The sequence below is a fragment of the Jeotgalibacillus proteolyticus genome (genome assembly GCF_002926065.1).
In the GTDB taxonomy this organism is placed as follows: Bacteria; Bacillota; Bacilli; order Bacillales; family Jeotgalibacillaceae; genus Jeotgalibacillus; species Jeotgalibacillus proteolyticus.
Genome location: NZ_PREZ01000003.1, coordinates 539,541 through 557,708, shown reverse-complemented (window position 1 = coordinate 557,708; position 18,168 = coordinate 539,541). Strand labels below are relative to the sequence as shown.

Here is an 18,168-nt window from a genome sequence, read left to right as displayed (position 1 = left end):
GCTGCGATGAAAGAATGCAGCGGGAAGGTTTTTATTTTTTAGCGTGCAGCAAGCTCGTTCTCAAGTGCTGCAATGCGTGCTTCAACTTCTTCAGTTGAAAGCTCATGTCGTACAATATAGCGGTTGCGTTCATCTTTTGTACATTCAATCGTACAGCCGCCAAGATGCTTGGCTTCGTTTTCCTCTGATGCAATGATTTGCTTATTGCAGTCAGGGCTTGCACAATTAATGTACCGTTCACACGGAGTGCCGTCGTAATGGTCTTTCCCTACGACTACATGCTCTACCTGGTTAATCGGCACAGTCAGGCGCTCGTCAAATACATACATTTGACCGTCCCACAGCTGACCTTTAACTTCCGGATCTTTTCCGTAGGAAGCAATACCGCCATGCAGTTGCGCAGCATCTTCAAAGCCTTCACGAACAAGCCATCCGGAGAATTTTTCACAGCGGATGCCGCCTGTGCAGTAGGTTAACACACGTTTACCTTCAAGCATATGGCGGTTTTCTCTTACCCAGTTTGGCAGGTCGCGGAACGTTTCCACGTCCGGACGGATTGCGCCGCGGAAGTGACCTACATCATATTCATATGTGTTACGCGCATCCAGGACAATTGTGTCCTCACGCTGCATTTCTTCATAAAATTCCTTTGGTGATAAATAACGGCCGGTTAATTCATTAGGATTAACATCATCCTCAAGGCTCAAATTAACAAGCTCTGGACGGGGACGAACATGCATTTTCTTAAATGTATGCTCTTTTGCCTCATCAATTTTAAAAACAATTCCTTCAAACAAAGGATTTTGCTTCATGGCTTCCATATAAGCATCGGTCTGCTCAATCGTACCTGAGCATGTCCCGTTGATGCCCTCGTTCGCAACTAAAATACGGCCTTTAAGACCAAGCTCCTTACAGAAAGCCAAATGCTCCTCTGAAAATGCCGCCGGATCTTCAATCGTTGTGTAATGGTAATATAATAAAACTCGATAGTCCACTTTTCTATTCCACCTATCAATTTATTTTGCAGGAATAACCTGATGGGTTAGAGCAGTTTTTTGCTCTACTCTGTATCATAATACATTTAGGCTGGGAATCTCAATAGTAATGATTGATTTTCCGGTATTTTTCTGCAGATGAAATAAGGAGCTTTTTTACCAAGAAAATAATGTAAAATTAAAGATAGAGATAGAGGGGAGGAGAGAGGATGCTAAAGGAGTTATTTTATTATAATTGGCAGGTCAGAGAAGATTGGTTTAAATGGTGTGAGGAACTTTCGTCTGAAGAATTAACAAAGAAAAGAACAGGCGGCATGGGCAGCATCATTGATACATTATTCCATGTTATAGATTGTGAGCAGCTTTGGATCAATCAGCTCAAAGGAAACCCGGTCGTGAATAAAGACAAAAGAAGTATGGTCACGATAAATGATTTAAAACAGTACGCTGTAGAGACTGGTTCTTCTACTACTGGTTATTTTGATGATAATCGAATTGTAGCAGACGGCCCTCTGGTGATAAAAAATAAAATGGGTAAAGAATTTGTTTTCTCCCATGAAAAAGTACTTTACCACATAATCACACATGAAATTCATCATATTGGCCAGCTTTCAATTTGGGCCCGTGAAGTGAAAAAAGTGCCTGTTAATACGGATTTGCTTATGCGTGACTTTTATAAGAAGCTTACATAAAACGCCTGTACTAAGGCTCATTAAACCCCATAACGACATCACATACGGGACCAGGGCAACAAATAAGATGCTTAAATCACCTGGGAGTTTCCGGGCTTTTTTGTTGTAACGCATCTTAATCAGCTGTATGAGCTTAAGACCAAGACCATTTTGGAAGCCAAGGGATTTATAGAAACACGAGAGCACAGGTTTTATCTGGTTGTACGAAAATAAATTAATTTAATAATTGAAAAACCATCAAATTAAGAGATCGGAGCCGTTTTCACAAACAGATCCTTCGACACACTCTCAACCAAAGCGTTATCCTATACAAAATGGGAAAAATGAAGAAAGGGTGGAGACAATGAAGGTACTTGTAATTGGCGCAAATGGACAGGTTGGAAAGCATGCCGTTTCAATGATCCAAAAGAAAGAAGGGCTTGAAGCAAAAGCCATGATCCGAAAAGAAGAGCAGGCTTCTTACTTTGAAGAGCTCGGAGCCGAAACAGTGCTGCGAGATCTTGAAAAAGATGATATTGATGCGATTGCAGAAGCAGCTGAGGGTGTGGATGCAGTCGTCTTTACCGCTGGATCCGGTCCTAAAACCGGCCCTGATAAAACGATGCTGATTGATCTTGATGGCGCAGTGAAAACGATTGAAGCAACAAAAAAAGCAGGCGTAAAGCGATTTGTTATGATCAGCTCATTTGATACAACGCGCGAGGCCATTGAGTCTGCTCCGTCTTCCTTTGCCCCTTATGTTGTGGCAAAGCATTATGCGGATGTGTGGCTGAGAGACACGGATCTTGATTACACCATTATTCATCCCGGTGCACTCACAAACGACCCGGCAGCAGGAACGATTACTGCAGGGGAAAAAGTAGAGCGGGGCGAGATCTCAAGAGAAGACGTAGCGCGCGTCATCGTTTCCGTTCTTGAAAACGACTCTACCATCGGAAAAGAATTTCAGGTGGTAGGCGGAGTGAAGCCTGTAGAAGAAGCAGTAACATCTTTATAAGTAAGAACAAAAATTAGAGTAATAAAAAGAACCTGAGATAGAACGATAACTGAAAGATACAAGACAATTTATGAAGATTCGTTTAAAAACGTGAGGAGAACGGAGCTGAAGGTGGCGACTCCTGCGGGAGGGAGCGGGAGCTTGAGATCCACTTGCGAAAGCAAGTTAGCGAAGGGCCCCGCACCGCGGAAAGCGTCCACCTGAAGCGCAGTGAACCAGATAAAAGGGATTGGGACAAACATTTGTCTCAATCTTTTTTTCTGTGTTTAGACATAAGCTAAATTTGAAAAAAGATTTCTTCATTGGGATCATTGACTCTTTACCTTATCTGTTATATTATAAGTATAACAGATAGAACAAACAGAGAGGAGATTTTCCATTTGCTCATTTCCCTAGATTTAGAATCAGATGTTGCGATTTATACGCAAATTGTGCAGCAGGTTATTATTGGCATTGCGAAAAAAGAGCTGCGCCCCAACGATCCGCTGCCATCTGTTCGCTCATTAGCATCAGACATTGGCATCAATCTGCATACAGTGAATAAAGCCTATCAGCAGCTGAAGCAGGAGGGGTATATTCTGATTCATCGCCAAAAGGGTGTAGTCATTCATCCTGAAGGGGTGCCTAAAGCAGATAACGAGTATAAGGAATCATTAAAACAAACGCTCCGCCCGATTGTAGCGGAGGGACTTTGTAAAGACCTATCACCTGAAGCCATTGCAGCATTATACCAGGAAGTACTAAATGAATTTCAACGGGAGGAGGAGAATAAATGACCATCAATACACTCATTGTTGTTTTAGCCATTGTCTTATTACCGGTCGCGCTTATCTTAACATGTATTCCGTATTTAACACGGAGAACAGAAAGCTTCGGGGTCTCTATTCCAGAGAGCGTTTATGATTCGGAGCCGCTGCAAGTAATCAGGAAACGCTACGTCCGTGCCATGATTGTACTCATGATTGTTTTATTAGGCGGCTTTGTTTGGGCTGGTTCAACCGTAAATGCAAATGAAGAAACTTTGAGCTTAGTATTTGCCGCAGCTATTTCACTTCTACTCGTTCTTTCATTTGGCATCTATTTAAAATTTCATAATGAAATGAAGCGGCTAAAAACAGACTCGAACTGGACACAGGGGAAAACACAGAAGGTTGTTGTGCGCACAGATTTTCGTGAGCAGAAACTTAACTACTCAAATCTGTGGTATGTCATTCCCTTTGCCATTACGATTGTAACGACCTTGCTTACTGCCCTATTTTATGACCGGCTTCCGAATGTTCTGCCGATGAAGGTTAACTTTGCGGGAGAAGTGACCAATGCAGTCGAGAAAAGCTACCGTACTGCTTTTCTGTTTCCAATCATGCAGTCGTACTTGATCCTGGTATTCATATTCATCAATACGATTATTGCCAAGTCCAAGCAGCAGCTCAATGCAGAGGCTCCTGAGAGGTCCTTTCAGCAGCTCACATTGTTTAGAAGAAGATGGTCGCTCTTTCTTCTTTTCACTTCAACACTTTTGACCATCATGTTTTCCTTTATTCAATGGAGTTATTTTTATCAGGCAAATCAAAATCTTGTTACCATCGTGAGCTTAGTATTCAGCGGGATTATTCTCGTTACCGCGATTGCCCTGTCATTTTCGACAGGTCAGGGTGGAAGCCGCATTCAAACGGGTGGAGCAGAGCAGGAGGATTCAATTGATCGGGATGATGACGTGCATTGGAAGCTCGGTCAAATTTATTTTAATCCAAACGACCCGGCGCTGTTTTTGGAAAAACGCTTTGGTGTCGGCTGGACGATTAATTTTGGGAGACCAGCAGCTTGGCTGTTATTAATCGGAGTGATCGTGACAGCAGCGGGGATCCCGATTCTTCTTACGTTGTAAAAGTTCTTTCCAGAGGGTAAAGAGAACGATATTTCAGTAGCTAATAATGTACATCTTCTCTAAGTCATTTGGTCTCCGTTTAACCTTGGAATCTCCTGCCTTAAAGATTGCTTTCATGGTACGATTAAGGTAATAAGAAAACGGAAGGTGGTTCTTGATGTGGCGAAACAAGTGAAATCACTTCATGAGGAATTTGCACCTGGTAGCGTGTTAACACACCCTGACGGACGGACTGTTCGTTTTATTGAAAGCGGTGAGGATGATGGCGGTAGGTTTATTATTTTAGAGCACCGAATCAAAAAGCCCGGTCCGCTGAATGGCCCTCACTGGCACCCTGAGCTTAAAGAAATTTTTAAGGCAGAAAAAGGCAGCATGCGTTTTAAGGTCGATGGAAACGATATTCTTCTCCAAGCCGGGGAAGAGCTTACGGTTCATCCAAAGCAGGTCCATCAATTTTCCAAAACAGGGGAGGAGGAGCTGATCGTCACACACGAAATCCGCCCCCCTGGTCAGCATTGGAAAATGTTTGTCTTAGTGCATAAGCTTGAATGCGAAGGGAAAATGTCCGAAAAAGGCATTCTAAAGAATCCTTTATGGCTCGGCATCGCCTGGGAATGCATCGACGGCTATTTAGCCGGACCGCCGAAGCTTATTCAGCGGATCTTCCTTGGAGGACTGGCTAGATTTGCGGGCAGATTAGGGTATCGGGTCTGAACCGGTCAGTTATTGATTTGATGAGTTGAAAGAAACGATAAGAGATGCTCGTCAGTCTGCATTTTGGTATTTCCCAGCCAAATTAAATGCCCCCATGCTTCAAGGTGGCACAGTTCTGCTTTTGGGATATGCTGATGGGCATAAGAAGCATGCTCCAGAGGAACAGAACTGTCATATTTACTATGCATAATGAAAGTTGGAGCGGAAATGGTCTGCAGCTCAGCAACAGAGAGTTCATTCACTTGTTTCAAATCGATAAAGAAGCCGTGGCCGGAGCGCTGGCGGTTATTCATTTTGCGAAAAGATTCAAGATCTTCTGTAGTAAATTTATCTTTTTCTTCACCATAGGAAAGCGTGCTGAAGGAAGAGAACATCTGCTTGAACAGAAAACGTGGAAATGCATTATTCATAGACGCTAGTAACTTCCACGTTAATCTTTCAGTCTTTGGGTTAAATAGAATCGTTGCAGCCTTGTATTCCATATCTTTAACGGTGAGCCATTCTTTTGTCACTGCAGATTGCAAGGTAAGGGAGTGCACACGCTGAGGATAGGCTGCGGAAAAATAGATCCCGCTAGGTCCGCCAGCAGAAATGCCCAGTACATGGACCTTTTCAATCTGCAAGTGATCTAAAAGCTTTGCATAGTAACCACAAGCTTCGGCAAGGCTTGTTCCAAGCTTTTTATAGGTTTTGCCGTATCCTGGTCTCGAAGGGGTTATAATTGAATATCCATTTTGCAATAAAGCCTCATACCCAAACTCTTCATGACAGTTTGAGTGGCCACCATGAAAAACAAGTACAGGCACCCCTTTTCCAATAACGGAATATTCCATTTCACCCTCTTCAAAAGAGTATAAGCTTATTGTTCTCTCCATCTACCCATTCTCCTTTCAATCCATTCAATCGACCCTTCCTTCAATATCAAAATAGTAGCATGAAAGTATAACAGAAAAGTAGTACGAATTTGGTTGCGGAATAAAGGAAAAGTACGAATTTGCCAAAAGTTATAATGACTCATTAATAGGAGGAATCTTTGATAATGGATAAGGTAAAATCAATTGGCTATTCCTTACTAGCTATAGGGGTATTTTTAGCTTTTATTAATCCTGCAGACTATTTAACTTTTACTCTCCAGAAATGACGTTCAGCAAGTTTCGTACTAGCTGCAAGCTTCATACGATAACCCGGGTGTTGAGACCGTTGGTTTTTTGGAATATGCTCTGATCTTACATCAATAACAGTAGCGAACTTTCAATTTTCAATACCTGATCCGACATCCCTTTAGACAGGTTTTCCTAGTACTTTAAATTACAATCAAATAAAATAGTTAGATGAGGATATTTATTAGTAAGACAGAAAAGGGCATTGCCAGCATTTAAAAAAGGACGCTAATGCTCCTTCACAGGTGATACAAAAATATATTTTCCTCCTAATACCAAATTGAATTTATCTTTTCTTCTACTTTAGGAAATAGGAATTCAAGAATTATAAAATTCAACTACAATTAAAATGGACAAGAAAAATCCTTAAAAATAAGGGAGGGAACTGTATGAAAATTGGTGTAGTAGGTTCTAGACAGTTTTTAGAAGATATTGAAAGGTTAAAAGGTCGATATGGAAAAATTAGTTTTTATCCTTATTTATACGAGTCTCCTGTAGAGGCAGAAGAATTAATAAGATCTGCAGAAGATAGAATGGATGTCTGGTTATTCTCGGGTGTGATTCCTTATTTCTATGCCCTCCCTGAAGTAAAAAGGCAGGCATTATTATATACTTATGCACCTTTCACTGAAATCATGGTGACACTTTCATTATTTAAGCTTTTTTACCAGGAAGGCATATTAATCAAGGAAGTATCATTAGATTTGCCTGATCAGCAGACTGTTCATCATGTGATGAGTCAATTGGGGGCTAATGATGAAGTATGCCATATAAAAGATTATGCATGGATTTATAAAGGCCAACCGAATCGTGATGAGCTGAACCTTGAAGAATTTGTACGTTATCATAAGTCTTTATACGAATCCGGTGAAACAGCTATGGCTTTAACAAGCATTCATGCTGTGTATGACCGGCTGGTATCACTTGGGGTTCCTGCACAGTATATGATTCAGGCGGAGTCAGCCACTGTGGAGGGAATTGAAAGAGCAATTCAGATCGGCCGGATTGAGCAGGAGAAAAAATCCCAGGTTGCTGTGATAAAGGTTGAAGGTTCCTATAGAAATGACTACAACTCTTTCATTCGTTCACTGAACGGAACAGTAAAACAAAATAAAAATAACTGGAATCTTTATTCAACAAGGGGAGCGGTCGAGGACAAATTATACGCATTGCTGCAGGGGCGTCGGGACGAGCTGCCGGTTGTGGGAATCGGTTTTGGTAAGACAGTACGGAGAGCCGAGCTGCATGCAGAGGATGCATTACAATACGCGAAAAAAAAACACCGGGAAACAGCTGTTGCTTACTTGCTGGATGATAAAGATGTTTTATCAGAATGGAAGGCTGAACGGACGCTGCATCTTAAAGTAAAAACAGATTCCGAAAAGGTGATGCACATTGCTGAAGAGATTGATCTTGCTGCAAAAGCTGTACATTTATTTTTGTCTTTTATCACAGATGGAGATTCACATGCATTTACCGCAAATGATTTCGCTGCATATACAGAAAAATCGAGAAGGTCGGCCGAGCGAGTAATTAAAAAATTTGTGGAATATGATTATATAAAAAACGCAGGTACCGAGCGTCCATATGATCAGGGAAGACCGAGAGCCGTTTATTCCGCCACGGATAAATTGTTAAATTATGTTGACTAGATAAAATTTTCAGACTATTATAATGAATAATAAACGACAAAATAACGACAAAAGGATGTTTTTAAATGAAAATCACTGAAGCATCGATATGGGGGATTCATTTGCCTTTAAAGGAACCGTTCGTTGTTTCCTATGCGACATTTCCTTACATGCCTTCAATTATCCTCGAGTTAAAAACAGACAATGGATTAAGCGGATTTGGGGAAGCAGTACCGGATGAACATGTAACAGGTGAATCGTTTGAAGGTGCCTATGAATTGTTGAAGCACATACTGATTCCTGAAGTGCTGGGTGAATCGCCTTTCAATATTGAACACATTCATCAGAAAATGAATGAAAAACTCATACAAAATCCTTCTATTAAAGCAGCTGTGGATATTGCCTGCTATGACCTGATGGGAAAAGCATCAGGACTGCCGATTTATGATCTGATTGGAGGAAGGGCTCATGAGAGGTTAACCTATCCAAAAGTTATTTCAATTGGAACACCTGAGAAAATGGCAGCTCAGTGCACAAGAGCACTTGAAGAGGGTTATAAGGATCTGAAAATTAAATTGAGCGGGGATGTACAGGCAGATGTCGACCGATTACATGCGATACGAAAAGCAGCAGGTAAGGGTGTACCCATACGTGTGGATGTGAATCAAGGATGGAAGACAGCTGATCAGGCAAAGCGAGCACTCTCACAATTTGATACACTCGACCTTGATTGGGTTGAACAGCCGCTCGCACCTCATGAATTCGAGGCAATGAATGAGTTGAGGTCACATTCCTCCATTCCGCTGATGCTTGATGAAAGTGTAGTGAGTGAGACTGATCTAAACCGGGCGATCGTTTCGCGTGCCGCTGATAAAATTAACATTAAGCTGATGAAATGTGGTGGTATTTATCCTGCCATTCATATGGCAAAAACCGCAGAAGCAGCAGGGCTGACATGTCAGATTGGATCAATGGTTGAATCTTCAATTGGTTCAGCAGCAGGATATCACGCGGCGATGGCAAGAAAAAATATTACAAGTACTGAGCTGACAGGCCCACTTTTATTTTCCTGTGATATTGGAAACCTCAACTATCAGATTCCCGAAGCTGTATTAAATGATCAGCCAGGTCTGGGGATTAACATTGACCGTGTAGCACTTGATGAATTAAGTGTTAAATACGATGAGATAAAGGGAGATCTGACGAAATGAGTGAGAAGAAAAAGAAGTTTCCGATTCCACATACATATGCCATTATTTTTTCAATCGTTATTCTTGCTGCAATTGCTACTTACATTGTACCTGCCGGCCAGTTTGATAGAGAGGAAGTCGATGGACGAACCGTTGTGGTTGGTGGCAGCTATCAGGAAGTCGAACCAAATCCAATCGGCTTTTTTGAAGTCTTTATGGCCATCCCCGAAGGAATGGCTGCAGGTTCATCCATCATTTTCTATATCTTTTTAGTTGGCGGAGCATTCGGCGTGATTCGGGCAACGAATGCGATTGAAGCAGGAATACATAAAACAGTTGTAAAACTTGGGAAAAAAGAGTTTCTATTAATCCCAATTACGATGTTTATATTTTCAATACTTGGTGCAACGATGGGGATGTCAGAGGAAAGCATCATTTTTGTCCCAATTGGAATTGCGATTGCCCGTGCCATAGGGTATGACGCCATCACAGGAACCGCGATGGTCAGTCTTGGGGCAGCAAGCGGTTTTATAGGCGGGATGCTGAATCCATTTACTGTTGGAATCGCACAGGGAATTGCCGAAGTTCCAATCTTCTCAGGCTTTGGTTACCGATTTGTTGTATATATTTTCATCCTTTCACTGGCCATATTTTATGTAATGCGTTACGCAAGAAAAGTAAAAAAAGAGCCTTCACTAAGTGTGATTGCGGATATTGAAATCAAGGCGAAGAAAGAGGCAGAGGAAAAAATTAAAGAATCAGGGCTGCCTGAATTTTCTACACGTCACCTTTTAGTGTTTCTCATTATTTTTGGTGGTTTGATATTTAACGTCTATGGAGTATTCCAGTGGGGATGGTACCTGACTGAGCTTGCCGCATCGTTTATTATCATTGGCTTAATTTCAGGAGTAGTAGGTGGACTTAGTATCAATCAGGTATTTGATGCTTTTGTCGATGGAATGAAACTGGTGGCATTCGGTGCACTAATCGTTGGTTTTGCCCGTGCGATTCTTGTTGTGATGGAAAACGGTGTCATTATTGATACACTAGTAAATTCACTCGCAACTGTAATCAGTCAACTGCCTCAAACAGTCAATGTGGTCGGCATGCTGGCTGTTCAAACCATTACAAATCTATTTATCCCATCCGGAAGCGGTCAGGCTGCCACGACGATGCCAATCATGACTCCGTTATCTGACCTATTAGGTATTAATCGCCAGATCGCAGTTCTTGCTTACCAGTATGGAGACGGAATTTCGAATTCCATTATTCCAACATCTGCATCCTTAATGGGATACCTTGCCGTTGCCGGTATTCCATATGAGCGGTGGGTAAAATTCATCTGGAAATTAGTACTCGGCTGGTTCTGTATGGCAATAGTGGCACTGGTTGTTGCTGTACTGATTGGAGTGTCATAATGAAACAAAATAATCTCGAAAAAATATTCAATGATTTACATGAATTAGCAGAAGTAAGCTTTAAAGAGGAAAAGACCACTAACTATATTGCCTCACTTTTAACTGAGCATGGTGTACATGTTAAGAAATTCGACACTCACACCGGACTTATTGCAGAGGTAGGGAGCGGTAGTCGAGTAATTGGAATGCGGGCAGATATAGATGCACTCTGGCAGGAAGTAGATGGAGAAATGAAAGCCAATCATTCCTGTGGTCATGATGCACATATGACAATTGGAATCGGTACACTCCTTGCTCTAAAAGAACAGGAATCACAGCTAAAAGGAACTTTTCGCTGTCTGTTCCAGCCTGCCGAAGAACAAGGGAACGGATCACTGAATGTGGTAAATTCAGGAGCAATTGATGACATGGAAATTCTATTTGGTGTTCATCTGCGTCCGAAGGATGAAATCAGGTTTGGAAAAGCCGCCCCTGCTATCCAGCACGGCGCAGCAATCTTTTATGAAGGGAAAATTATAAGTGCAGATGCCCATGGAGCACGTCCTCACCAGGGAGTTAACGCAATTGATGTTGGCTATGCTATCCAACAGCGCCTGAATCAGATCAGAATGTCACCAATAACACCTTATTCAGTTAAAATGACAAAATTCCTTGCGGGTGGAAGCAGTCGAAATATCATTCCGGGAACTGCAACATTCAGCCTGGACTTGCGTTCACAAACCAACAGTGGCCTTGAACATTTAAAGAAAGAAACAATTAAAACAATAGAAGCAGCAAAAACAATGTACGATGTAGAGATCCAAGGCGAATGGATCGACTATACACCGGGAGCAGAGGTCTCAGCAGAAGCAGAAGATGTCCTCAGATCAGCAATTATCGACGAACTTGGCCCTGACCAATGCGAAGCGCCTATCGTCACACCTGGGAGCGATGACTTTCACTTTTACACAATTAAACGCCCACACCTCAAAGCATCCATGCTTGCACTAGGAGCAGACCTGACACCAGGACTTCATCATCCTCATATGCGCTTTAACCTGGAGTGCCTGGGAATAGGGGTTAGGGTGATGGAGAATACGGTTAGGCGGTTGGTGTAGGTGGTGGTGGCAGAACCGCCCCTTCGCTCTATCGTCCTTCCTGCAACGATAATTTCTACTATACACGATTTTAGAATATTAAGAGAGGGGGCTTTCTTGTTATCAGGATACCGTTCACTCTGTTTAGTGTATTTACGCCTGCAAAAAATAAAAGGGACAGAGTAGTGACGCTGTCCCTTTTTTGTATGGAATTCGTTATTTAGGAAATTTATCTATATGGCACCAAACCCTATTGGATTCTCCATAAAAACTAGTCTCTCTATCATTCTAAAAGCCTTTTCTATGACGACTTGTCTTTTTTTTCTAATTTTGAAATAATTAAAGATAGATTATGAAGAAAATGTAAGTGAATTATGTGAATGGTTATTCAGCAGGGAACGACCGCATGGAGTAGTAAAACGAGTGACAGGATAAAGGAAGAGGTGCAGCTATGTGGGCTTGGCCGATTATGATCTTTTTGTGCACCGGCATAAATGGGGCTTTTCTTGTGACCAGGTTTATGCGGCGGGAGGATATTCGACATCTCGGGAGCGGCACAGCCGGAGCCCGCAATGCTGGACGAGTGGGTGGCAAAAAAGCTTTTATCTGGACCGTCATCATCGATGCGGGAAAAACGATTATTCCTCTTTCGATCGCTTTATGGATGGAGGTTTCTCCTCTCCTTTTAGCTGCGATGGTGGCAGCTGCTGTTGCAGGGCATATTTGGCCGATTTGGCTAAAGGGACGAGGCGGAAAAGGGGTAGTGGTGTATCTCGCTTGTGTTCTCGTGCTTGAATGGCCAGGTCTTCTTCTTTTTGGACTGTCAGCTCTTATTATGAAATGGCTGCCTGTTTCATTTTCTAACAGCATGCTGATCATGATGGCCGTACCTGTTGTCAGCTCCTATATGAGGGGGCAGACGGACATTGCATTTGCTCTTTTACTTGGATATGCACTTGTTATTTTCGCGCATGTTTACTCGGACCTAAGAACAAGGAGGAACATCTATGACGCACAAAATTGATTATAAGGTTGCTTCAACAGATGAAGAATTCGAGCAGATCGAACTGCTAAACTATGAAACATTCGTAGAGGAGATTCCGCAGCATGAGCAAAACCGCACGCGTCGTTTAAAGGATAAGTTTCATAACGAAAATACATATATAATTGCAAAAAACAAAGAAGAGGTCGTTGGCATGATTGCTGTTCGGGCTAAGCGGCCCTTTTCGTTAGATGACAAGCTTCCTAATCTGGATGATTATTTACAAAAAGATGAGGCACCGTGTGAAATCCGGCTGCTTTCAGTGAAAAAAGACTATAGAAAGCGGACGATATTTTTTGGATTAATTGATCAGCTGGCAAATTACTGCCTTGCCAGGAAATTTAATGCTGCCTTAATTTCAGGTACAGAACGGGAATTGGCCCTATATAAAAAGCTTGGGTTTCAGTCATTTGCCAAACCGGTTGGAACAGAGTCGGCACTTTATCACCCAATGAAGCTCACTAAGGATAAATTTGTGCAGGCGAACCAGGCTTATCATCGAATTATGGCACGCTATGAGCCGGTTTCTTTTTTATCCGGTCCTGTACCTATGGACGATGAGATTGCTCAAGCGCTTGCTGTAAGCCCGATTTCCCATCGCTCAGGGTTATTTAAGAAAGATATGAGTGATGTCCAGTCCAAGCTTTGCCAAAAAACAAAAGCCGCCTGTGCCTCCATCGTAGTCGGCACCGGAACGCTTGCAAACGATATCGTAGCCCAGCAGATCAAGCAGAAGAAAGGGAAGGGACTTATTTTATCTAATGGAGAGTTTGGTGAACGGCTTATTAATCATGCAAAACGAGCTGGTCTATCCTTTCATACAATTCGTAAAGCCTGGAATGATCCCATTTCTATCGATGAGATCAAAAGCTTTTTACAGAATGCACCTGACGTTCGCTGGATCTGGACGGTTCATTGTGAGACCTCGACCGGCTATCTTTTTGATCTTAAGGCGATTACCGGGACAGCGAAAGAGTTTGGCGTCTATTTGTTTGTCGATGCGTGCAGCTCGCTAGGAGTAGACGAAGTGGACCTGGAGGATGTATACATGGCTTCAAGCGTCAGCGGGAAAGGGCTTGGGGCTTTCCCGGGTCTTGCCATTGTTTTTTATCAGGAGCAGCCAAAGCCGCATTCATCGATACCGAGGTATCTTGATTTAGGGTTATACGCAAGCTATGCCACTCCCTTTACGCATTCATCCAACTCACTTTATGTGTTGAAGAAGGTGTTAGAACGAAAAGAAAAATCAAAGATTGAATTAATGGCTTCTCTCCGTGCTGCATTAGCTGATCAGGATTGGACCGTTTTAGGAGACGATACGTACTCCAACGGCATCGTGACCATCGCAGTTCCGGACCATCTTTCTTCAATCCGGCTTGGCGACCGGTTAAAAAAGCAGGGCATCTATGTTAATTATGAAAGCAGGTACTTAAATCGTATGAACTGGATCCAGGTGGCGTTAATGGGTGATGTTACACCTGTTGACATTGCACGTCTTGCAAACGCTCTTGATCGTTTAAAGTTATCCCAAATGAAGAAGGTTTCTTTATGAAGGGCTTTACTCTATTGATCGGCTTTTACTGGGTGAAAATTGTACTTATCATGTACATCGGATTTAACCAGCGTCCGCCAGGATTAACTGATCATCTGTTTTTATTATTTTCGATTCTGGGACCTTTGTTGATCGCCTTCAGTCTTCCCCTATTTCTTCCGAAGCGATTTCAGCAAATCGGGTTTCTTTTCACGATGTTTTTTATTTCTTTTTGGATTTTTGCTCACTTGCTGTACTATCGCTTCTATGAAGACTTTATGACCCTAACGATTCTGCTTCAAATAGGGAATGTTGGAGGACTGAGCCGAAGCACGTGGGAGCTTTTTTCTCTTTGGGATTTACTCTTTTTTGTGGATATTGCGATTGCAGGATGGCTCCTTTTAAAAAAGGAAAAGTTTATGATTCCCGCGTTTTCCAAAAAGCGTTATTTAGGAATGTCTGTGACGCTTACCGGTCTCACTATGGCGGCTGCTCTTATTTATAAGCCGTATGTCGTAGAAGAAAACTATAATCGTTCCCAATTGGTTCAAACAATGAGTCTGTTCACCTATCAGACGGTTGATATCGGGCAATCCCTCAGCGCACCTGTCTATAAATGGATGGCTGGTCCTGATGATGTTGAGTTAATGGAGACGTACGTTCAAGAACAAAGCAATGAAGCAACTGAATGGTTTGGCGAAGCAGAAGGAATGAACGTCGTCATGATTGCCTTAGAGTCAGTACAAAATTTTGTAATTGATTTAGACGTTGAGGGGGAGGAAGTCACCCCGTTTCTCAACCGGATTAAACAGGAAAGCTTTTATTTTTCGAATGTGTATGAACAAACCGCTCAGGGGAAAAGCTCAGATGCAGAGTTCATGGTCGATACAGGTCTTTACCCGCTGGATGGAGGAGCGGTATTTGTGCGAAGACCTGAAAATACCTATAACGGACTTCCGGAAATTCTTAAAAGCTATCAATCAAACGTTTTTCACGGCAATGATGAGACCTTCTGGAATCGCAGCAAAATGTACGAGGCGTTAGGCTACGATCATTTTTATTCAGAAAAGGATTATTACGTAACAGAAGAAAACTCAGTAAATTACGGATTAAAGGATCACCAGTTTTTCGAGCAGTCGATTTCTATGATTAAGGAGATGGAAATCCCTTATTTAGCGAAGTTCATCACCCTAACCAATCATTTTCCCTTTCTCCTGGATGATGAAGACCAGGATTTTCAAACGAATGCTTCCTCAGAACCGATCGTCAATCGTTATTTATCCACTGTTCATTACCTGGATAAGTCTTTGGAAAGCTTTTTTGAACGGTTAAAGGAAGAGGAAATGTATGAAAATACAATATTTGTCCTTTACGGAGATCATTATGGCATTTCCTCAGAATATGAGAATGGATTGAATGAACTGATAGGTCCGTCCGCTACACCTCTTTCCCGCATGGAAAATAAGCGCGTGCCCGTCCTCATTCATATTCCCGGCCTTAAAGGTAATACCGTTGATAAAGTGGCTGGTCAAATTGATATAAGAGCGACCGTGCTTCATTTACTTGGTGAAAAAACGGAGGAGTATATGAGCTTTGGTGAAAATCTATTAAATGAAAATCGTAAGGGAATGGTTGTCTTTCGCAATGGTGATTATATTTCTGAATCTACAATGTACACGAACGGTCAGTGCTATGAAATAGATCATGGGAATCAGTTAGAAGAGGAAGAGTGTGAAGCGGAAAGAAATCAGGCAAGGGATGAATTGCACCTCTCCGATCTTGTAATCAAAGGAGACTGGCTTCGCTTTAAGAAAAAGTAAGATGGTCTATTATTTGTTGACACGTGACACAGTGTCATTTATAGTTAAAGCATAAAGTGACACTGTGTCATATGTAAAAAAAAGAGGGCTTCTAATGGAAGGAAACAAAGTGAGCGAACTCCATACTTTACAGGAATTGAAAATGGAGCTGGTCCGTTTTATGGTGGCTTACAAATTTGCCCTGATGGAGTTAAACGAACATAAAAAACAGGAGGAAGAACGATGGATAAAAGCTTAAGAATTACCCTCGCTATATTCAGGATAAGGTGATAAAGCTGAATGAGCATAAGTGCCAGGAAATGAACCAAAAAAGCATTGATTATATGGTCAGCAGGATTGAAAAGAGCTAAATACCGGCGCCTGATATAAAAGACGATTACAGCTCGAAAATCAAAAAAATACGGAAAAGGCAATGGATCTATTTATCGAGTTTCTTCAAAAGGAGAAAAAACAAGGGTTATATTAAGCTAGCGAGGAGATACATCATGCCGAAAATCACTTTTCATAATCTTTCACAAGAAAAGCAGCACAAGCTAATGACAGCCATTCAAAATGAATTCTCACGGGTGCCGCTGCAGCTGGCCTCGATTTCAAATATCGTAAAAGAGGCGAAAGTGCCAAGAGGAAGTTTTTATCAATATTTTGATGATAAAGAGGATGCGTATTACTATTTACTAAGCACCTATATTTTAGAGTTAAATGAACAGTTCATTTACTCATTGAAAAAGCATGAAGGAGACTTGTTTGAAGCGATCATCGACGTATTTCAATACACGATAGAAGACGACGACCACTTTCAATTAATGAAAAATGCTTTTTTAAACCTTTCTTATAAAGTAGAAAACAAATTTTCCGGCATCTTTCAGGGACATAGCAGGAAAAGTGAAAATATGAAAACGATCAGCCAGTACATTAATTTAGAATTGTTAAATATCAAGAGTGAAAAGGATTTTGAGTATATCGTTCAAATTTTAAAAGCCGTTACATTTCGTAATTTTGTGGAGAAATTTGCGAAGAATCTCTCGAATGCAGAAGCCCTTTTGATCTTTAGAAAAGAGCTGGAGCTGTTGAAAAACGGACTGGCAAGATCGTAACGAAAAAGGACTACATGAAAGTGGGAACATTTATGAAAAAGAGTAGACTGGGAGCAATGGCCAGGAACATAATTATGATCATTATTGGGGCTGTAATCGCTGCCTATGGTCTGGAAACGATCCTTATTCCAAATGATGTGGTAGATGGCGGGGTAACCGGGGTGAGCATCATGGGGGCAGAGGTCTTCGGATTGCCTTTGGGTGTTCTGTTATTTACCTTGAATCTTCCTTTTATTTATTTAGGCTACAAACAGGTAGGGAAAACCTTCGCAATTCTTAGCAGTATAGGAATTGTTGCTTTGTCTGGATCGACGTTTTTTATGCACCGCTTCCATGCCATCCTGGGACCTGAGGATCCGCTGCTCATCGTTTTGGCGGGCGGAATATTCCTCGGTGTCGGAATTGGAATTGTTTTACGTAACGGTGGAGCGCTTGATGGAGCGGAAATTCTAGCCGTTCTGCTTTCACGTAAAATACCGTTTTCAGTCGGGGATGTCATTCTGTTTTTAAATGCGTTTATTTTTATAGGTGCAGGGTTTATTTATGGACTTGAAAATGCCTTGTATTCAGCGATCACGTACTATATTGCAAAAAACATGATCGACATTATCCAGGTAGGGCTGGAGAAATCAAAATCAGTGCGTGTGGTCAGCGCCCAGTCGCCAAAAATCGGATCAGCCATTCAGGACCGTCTTGGACGGGGAGTCACCTACACCAAGGGGCGTGGAGGCTTCTCCAACGAATCGACAGATATTCTAAACTGTGTCATTAACCGTATGGAAGAAACGAAGCTTCTATCTATTATAAAAGAATTTGATGAAGGGGCATTTGTCGTAATAACAGATGTGTCTGAGGTTCGAGGCGGAAATTTCAAGAAACGGGATATCCATTAAAAAAAGGTGCAGCCGGGAAAATTTCCGGCT

General features: G+C 41.9%; 17 protein-coding genes. 15 read left to right on the top strand and 2 right to left on the bottom strand.

Translation table 11 applies throughout. The annotated features are described in order from the left end of the window. Window positions 1-38: 38 nt before the first annotated feature. Complete coding sequence (trhO, locus tag C4B60_RS09795) at window positions 39-995, bottom strand: oxygen-dependent tRNA uridine(34) hydroxylase TrhO (RefSeq protein ID WP_104057808.1); 957 nt, start codon at window positions 993-995, stop codon at window positions 39-41. 209 nt (window positions 996-1,204) lie between these two features. On the opposite strand from trhO, the gene C4B60_RS09790 reads away from it, so the two are divergent. The 5 genes from C4B60_RS09790 (at window position 1,205) to C4B60_RS09770 (ending at window position 5,283) form a co-directional block, all read left to right on the top strand. Next, a complete protein-coding gene (locus tag C4B60_RS09790) occupies window positions 1,205-1,687 on the top strand; it encodes a DinB family protein (protein ID WP_104057807.1) in 483 nt (160 codons plus the stop codon). A gap of 343 nt (window positions 1,688-2,030) precedes the next feature. Then, window positions 2,031-2,684 (top strand): SDR family oxidoreductase, encoded by a 654-nt coding sequence (locus C4B60_RS09785; RefSeq protein ID WP_104057806.1) that lies wholly within the window; start codon window positions 2,031-2,033, stop codon window positions 2,682-2,684. 380 nt (window positions 2,685-3,064) lie between these two features. Further along, complete coding sequence (locus C4B60_RS09780) at window positions 3,065-3,460, top strand: GntR family transcriptional regulator (protein ID WP_104057805.1); 396 nt, start codon at window positions 3,065-3,067, stop codon at window positions 3,458-3,460. Beyond that, a complete protein-coding gene (locus C4B60_RS09775) occupies window positions 3,457-4,569 on the top strand; it encodes a DUF1648 domain-containing protein (protein WP_104057804.1) in 1,113 nt (370 codons plus the stop codon). Before C4B60_RS09780 ends, C4B60_RS09775 begins: the two co-directional genes overlap by 4 nt. A gap of 159 nt (window positions 4,570-4,728) precedes the next feature. Beyond that, a complete protein-coding gene (locus C4B60_RS09770; RefSeq protein WP_245153925.1) occupies window positions 4,729-5,283 on the top strand; it encodes a cupin domain-containing protein in 555 nt (184 codons plus the stop codon). A gap of 5 nt (window positions 5,284-5,288) precedes the next feature. On the opposite strand, the gene C4B60_RS09765 is transcribed toward C4B60_RS09770, so the two are convergent. Further along, window positions 5,289-6,158 (bottom strand): alpha/beta fold hydrolase, encoded by an 870-nt coding sequence (locus tag C4B60_RS09765; RefSeq protein ID WP_104057803.1) that lies wholly within the window; start codon window positions 6,156-6,158, stop codon window positions 5,289-5,291. Between the two features lie 674 nt (window positions 6,159-6,832). Between C4B60_RS09765 and C4B60_RS09760 the strand changes: the two genes are divergently transcribed. From C4B60_RS09760 to C4B60_RS09720, 10 genes are all read left to right on the top strand, one after another. Then, on the top strand, window positions 6,833-8,095 hold the full coding sequence (locus tag C4B60_RS09760; RefSeq protein WP_104057802.1) for a hypothetical protein: 1,263 nt from the start codon (window positions 6,833-6,835) through the stop codon (window positions 8,093-8,095). 65 nt (window positions 8,096-8,160) lie between these two features. Then, complete coding sequence (locus C4B60_RS09755; RefSeq protein WP_104057801.1) at window positions 8,161-9,285, top strand: mandelate racemase/muconate lactonizing enzyme family protein; 1,125 nt, start codon at window positions 8,161-8,163, stop codon at window positions 9,283-9,285. Continuing rightward, the gene (locus C4B60_RS09750) at window positions 9,282-10,682 is read left to right on the top strand and encodes a YfcC family protein (protein WP_104057800.1); all 1,401 of its coding nucleotides are present in this window, start codon (window positions 9,282-9,284) and stop codon (window positions 10,680-10,682) included. The genes C4B60_RS09755 and C4B60_RS09750 overlap by 4 nt, the downstream gene beginning before the upstream one ends. Continuing rightward, on the top strand, window positions 10,682-11,779 hold the full coding sequence (locus tag C4B60_RS09745; protein WP_104057799.1) for an amidohydrolase: 1,098 nt from the start codon (window positions 10,682-10,684) through the stop codon (window positions 11,777-11,779). The genes C4B60_RS09750 and C4B60_RS09745 overlap by 1 nt, the downstream gene beginning before the upstream one ends. A 430-nt stretch (window positions 11,780-12,209) precedes the next feature. Continuing rightward, window positions 12,210-12,782, top strand: a complete 573-nt coding sequence (locus C4B60_RS09740; protein ID WP_104057798.1) for a glycerol-3-phosphate acyltransferase — start codon at window positions 12,210-12,212, stop codon at window positions 12,780-12,782. Beyond that, entirely contained in the window at window positions 12,766-14,352 is a 1,587-nt protein-coding gene (locus tag C4B60_RS09735; protein ID WP_104057797.1) for an aminotransferase class V-fold PLP-dependent enzyme, read from the top strand. Before C4B60_RS09740 ends, C4B60_RS09735 begins: the two co-directional genes overlap by 17 nt. Next, a complete protein-coding gene (locus tag C4B60_RS09730) occupies window positions 14,349-16,151 on the top strand; it encodes an LTA synthase family protein (protein WP_104057796.1) in 1,803 nt (600 codons plus the stop codon). Before C4B60_RS09735 ends, C4B60_RS09730 begins: the two co-directional genes overlap by 4 nt. A 94-nt stretch (window positions 16,152-16,245) precedes the next feature. Continuing rightward, a complete protein-coding gene (locus C4B60_RS21425; RefSeq protein WP_167578624.1) occupies window positions 16,246-16,389 on the top strand; it encodes a hypothetical protein in 144 nt (47 codons plus the stop codon). Between the two features lie 247 nt (window positions 16,390-16,636). Beyond that, window positions 16,637-17,245 (top strand): TetR/AcrR family transcriptional regulator, encoded by a 609-nt coding sequence (locus C4B60_RS09725; RefSeq protein ID WP_104057795.1) that lies wholly within the window; start codon window positions 16,637-16,639, stop codon window positions 17,243-17,245. A 56-nt stretch (window positions 17,246-17,301) separates the two neighbouring features. Beyond that, window positions 17,302-18,138 (top strand): YitT family protein, encoded by an 837-nt coding sequence (locus tag C4B60_RS09720; RefSeq protein WP_245153924.1) that lies wholly within the window; start codon window positions 17,302-17,304, stop codon window positions 18,136-18,138. Window positions 18,139-18,168 lie beyond the last annotated feature (30 nt).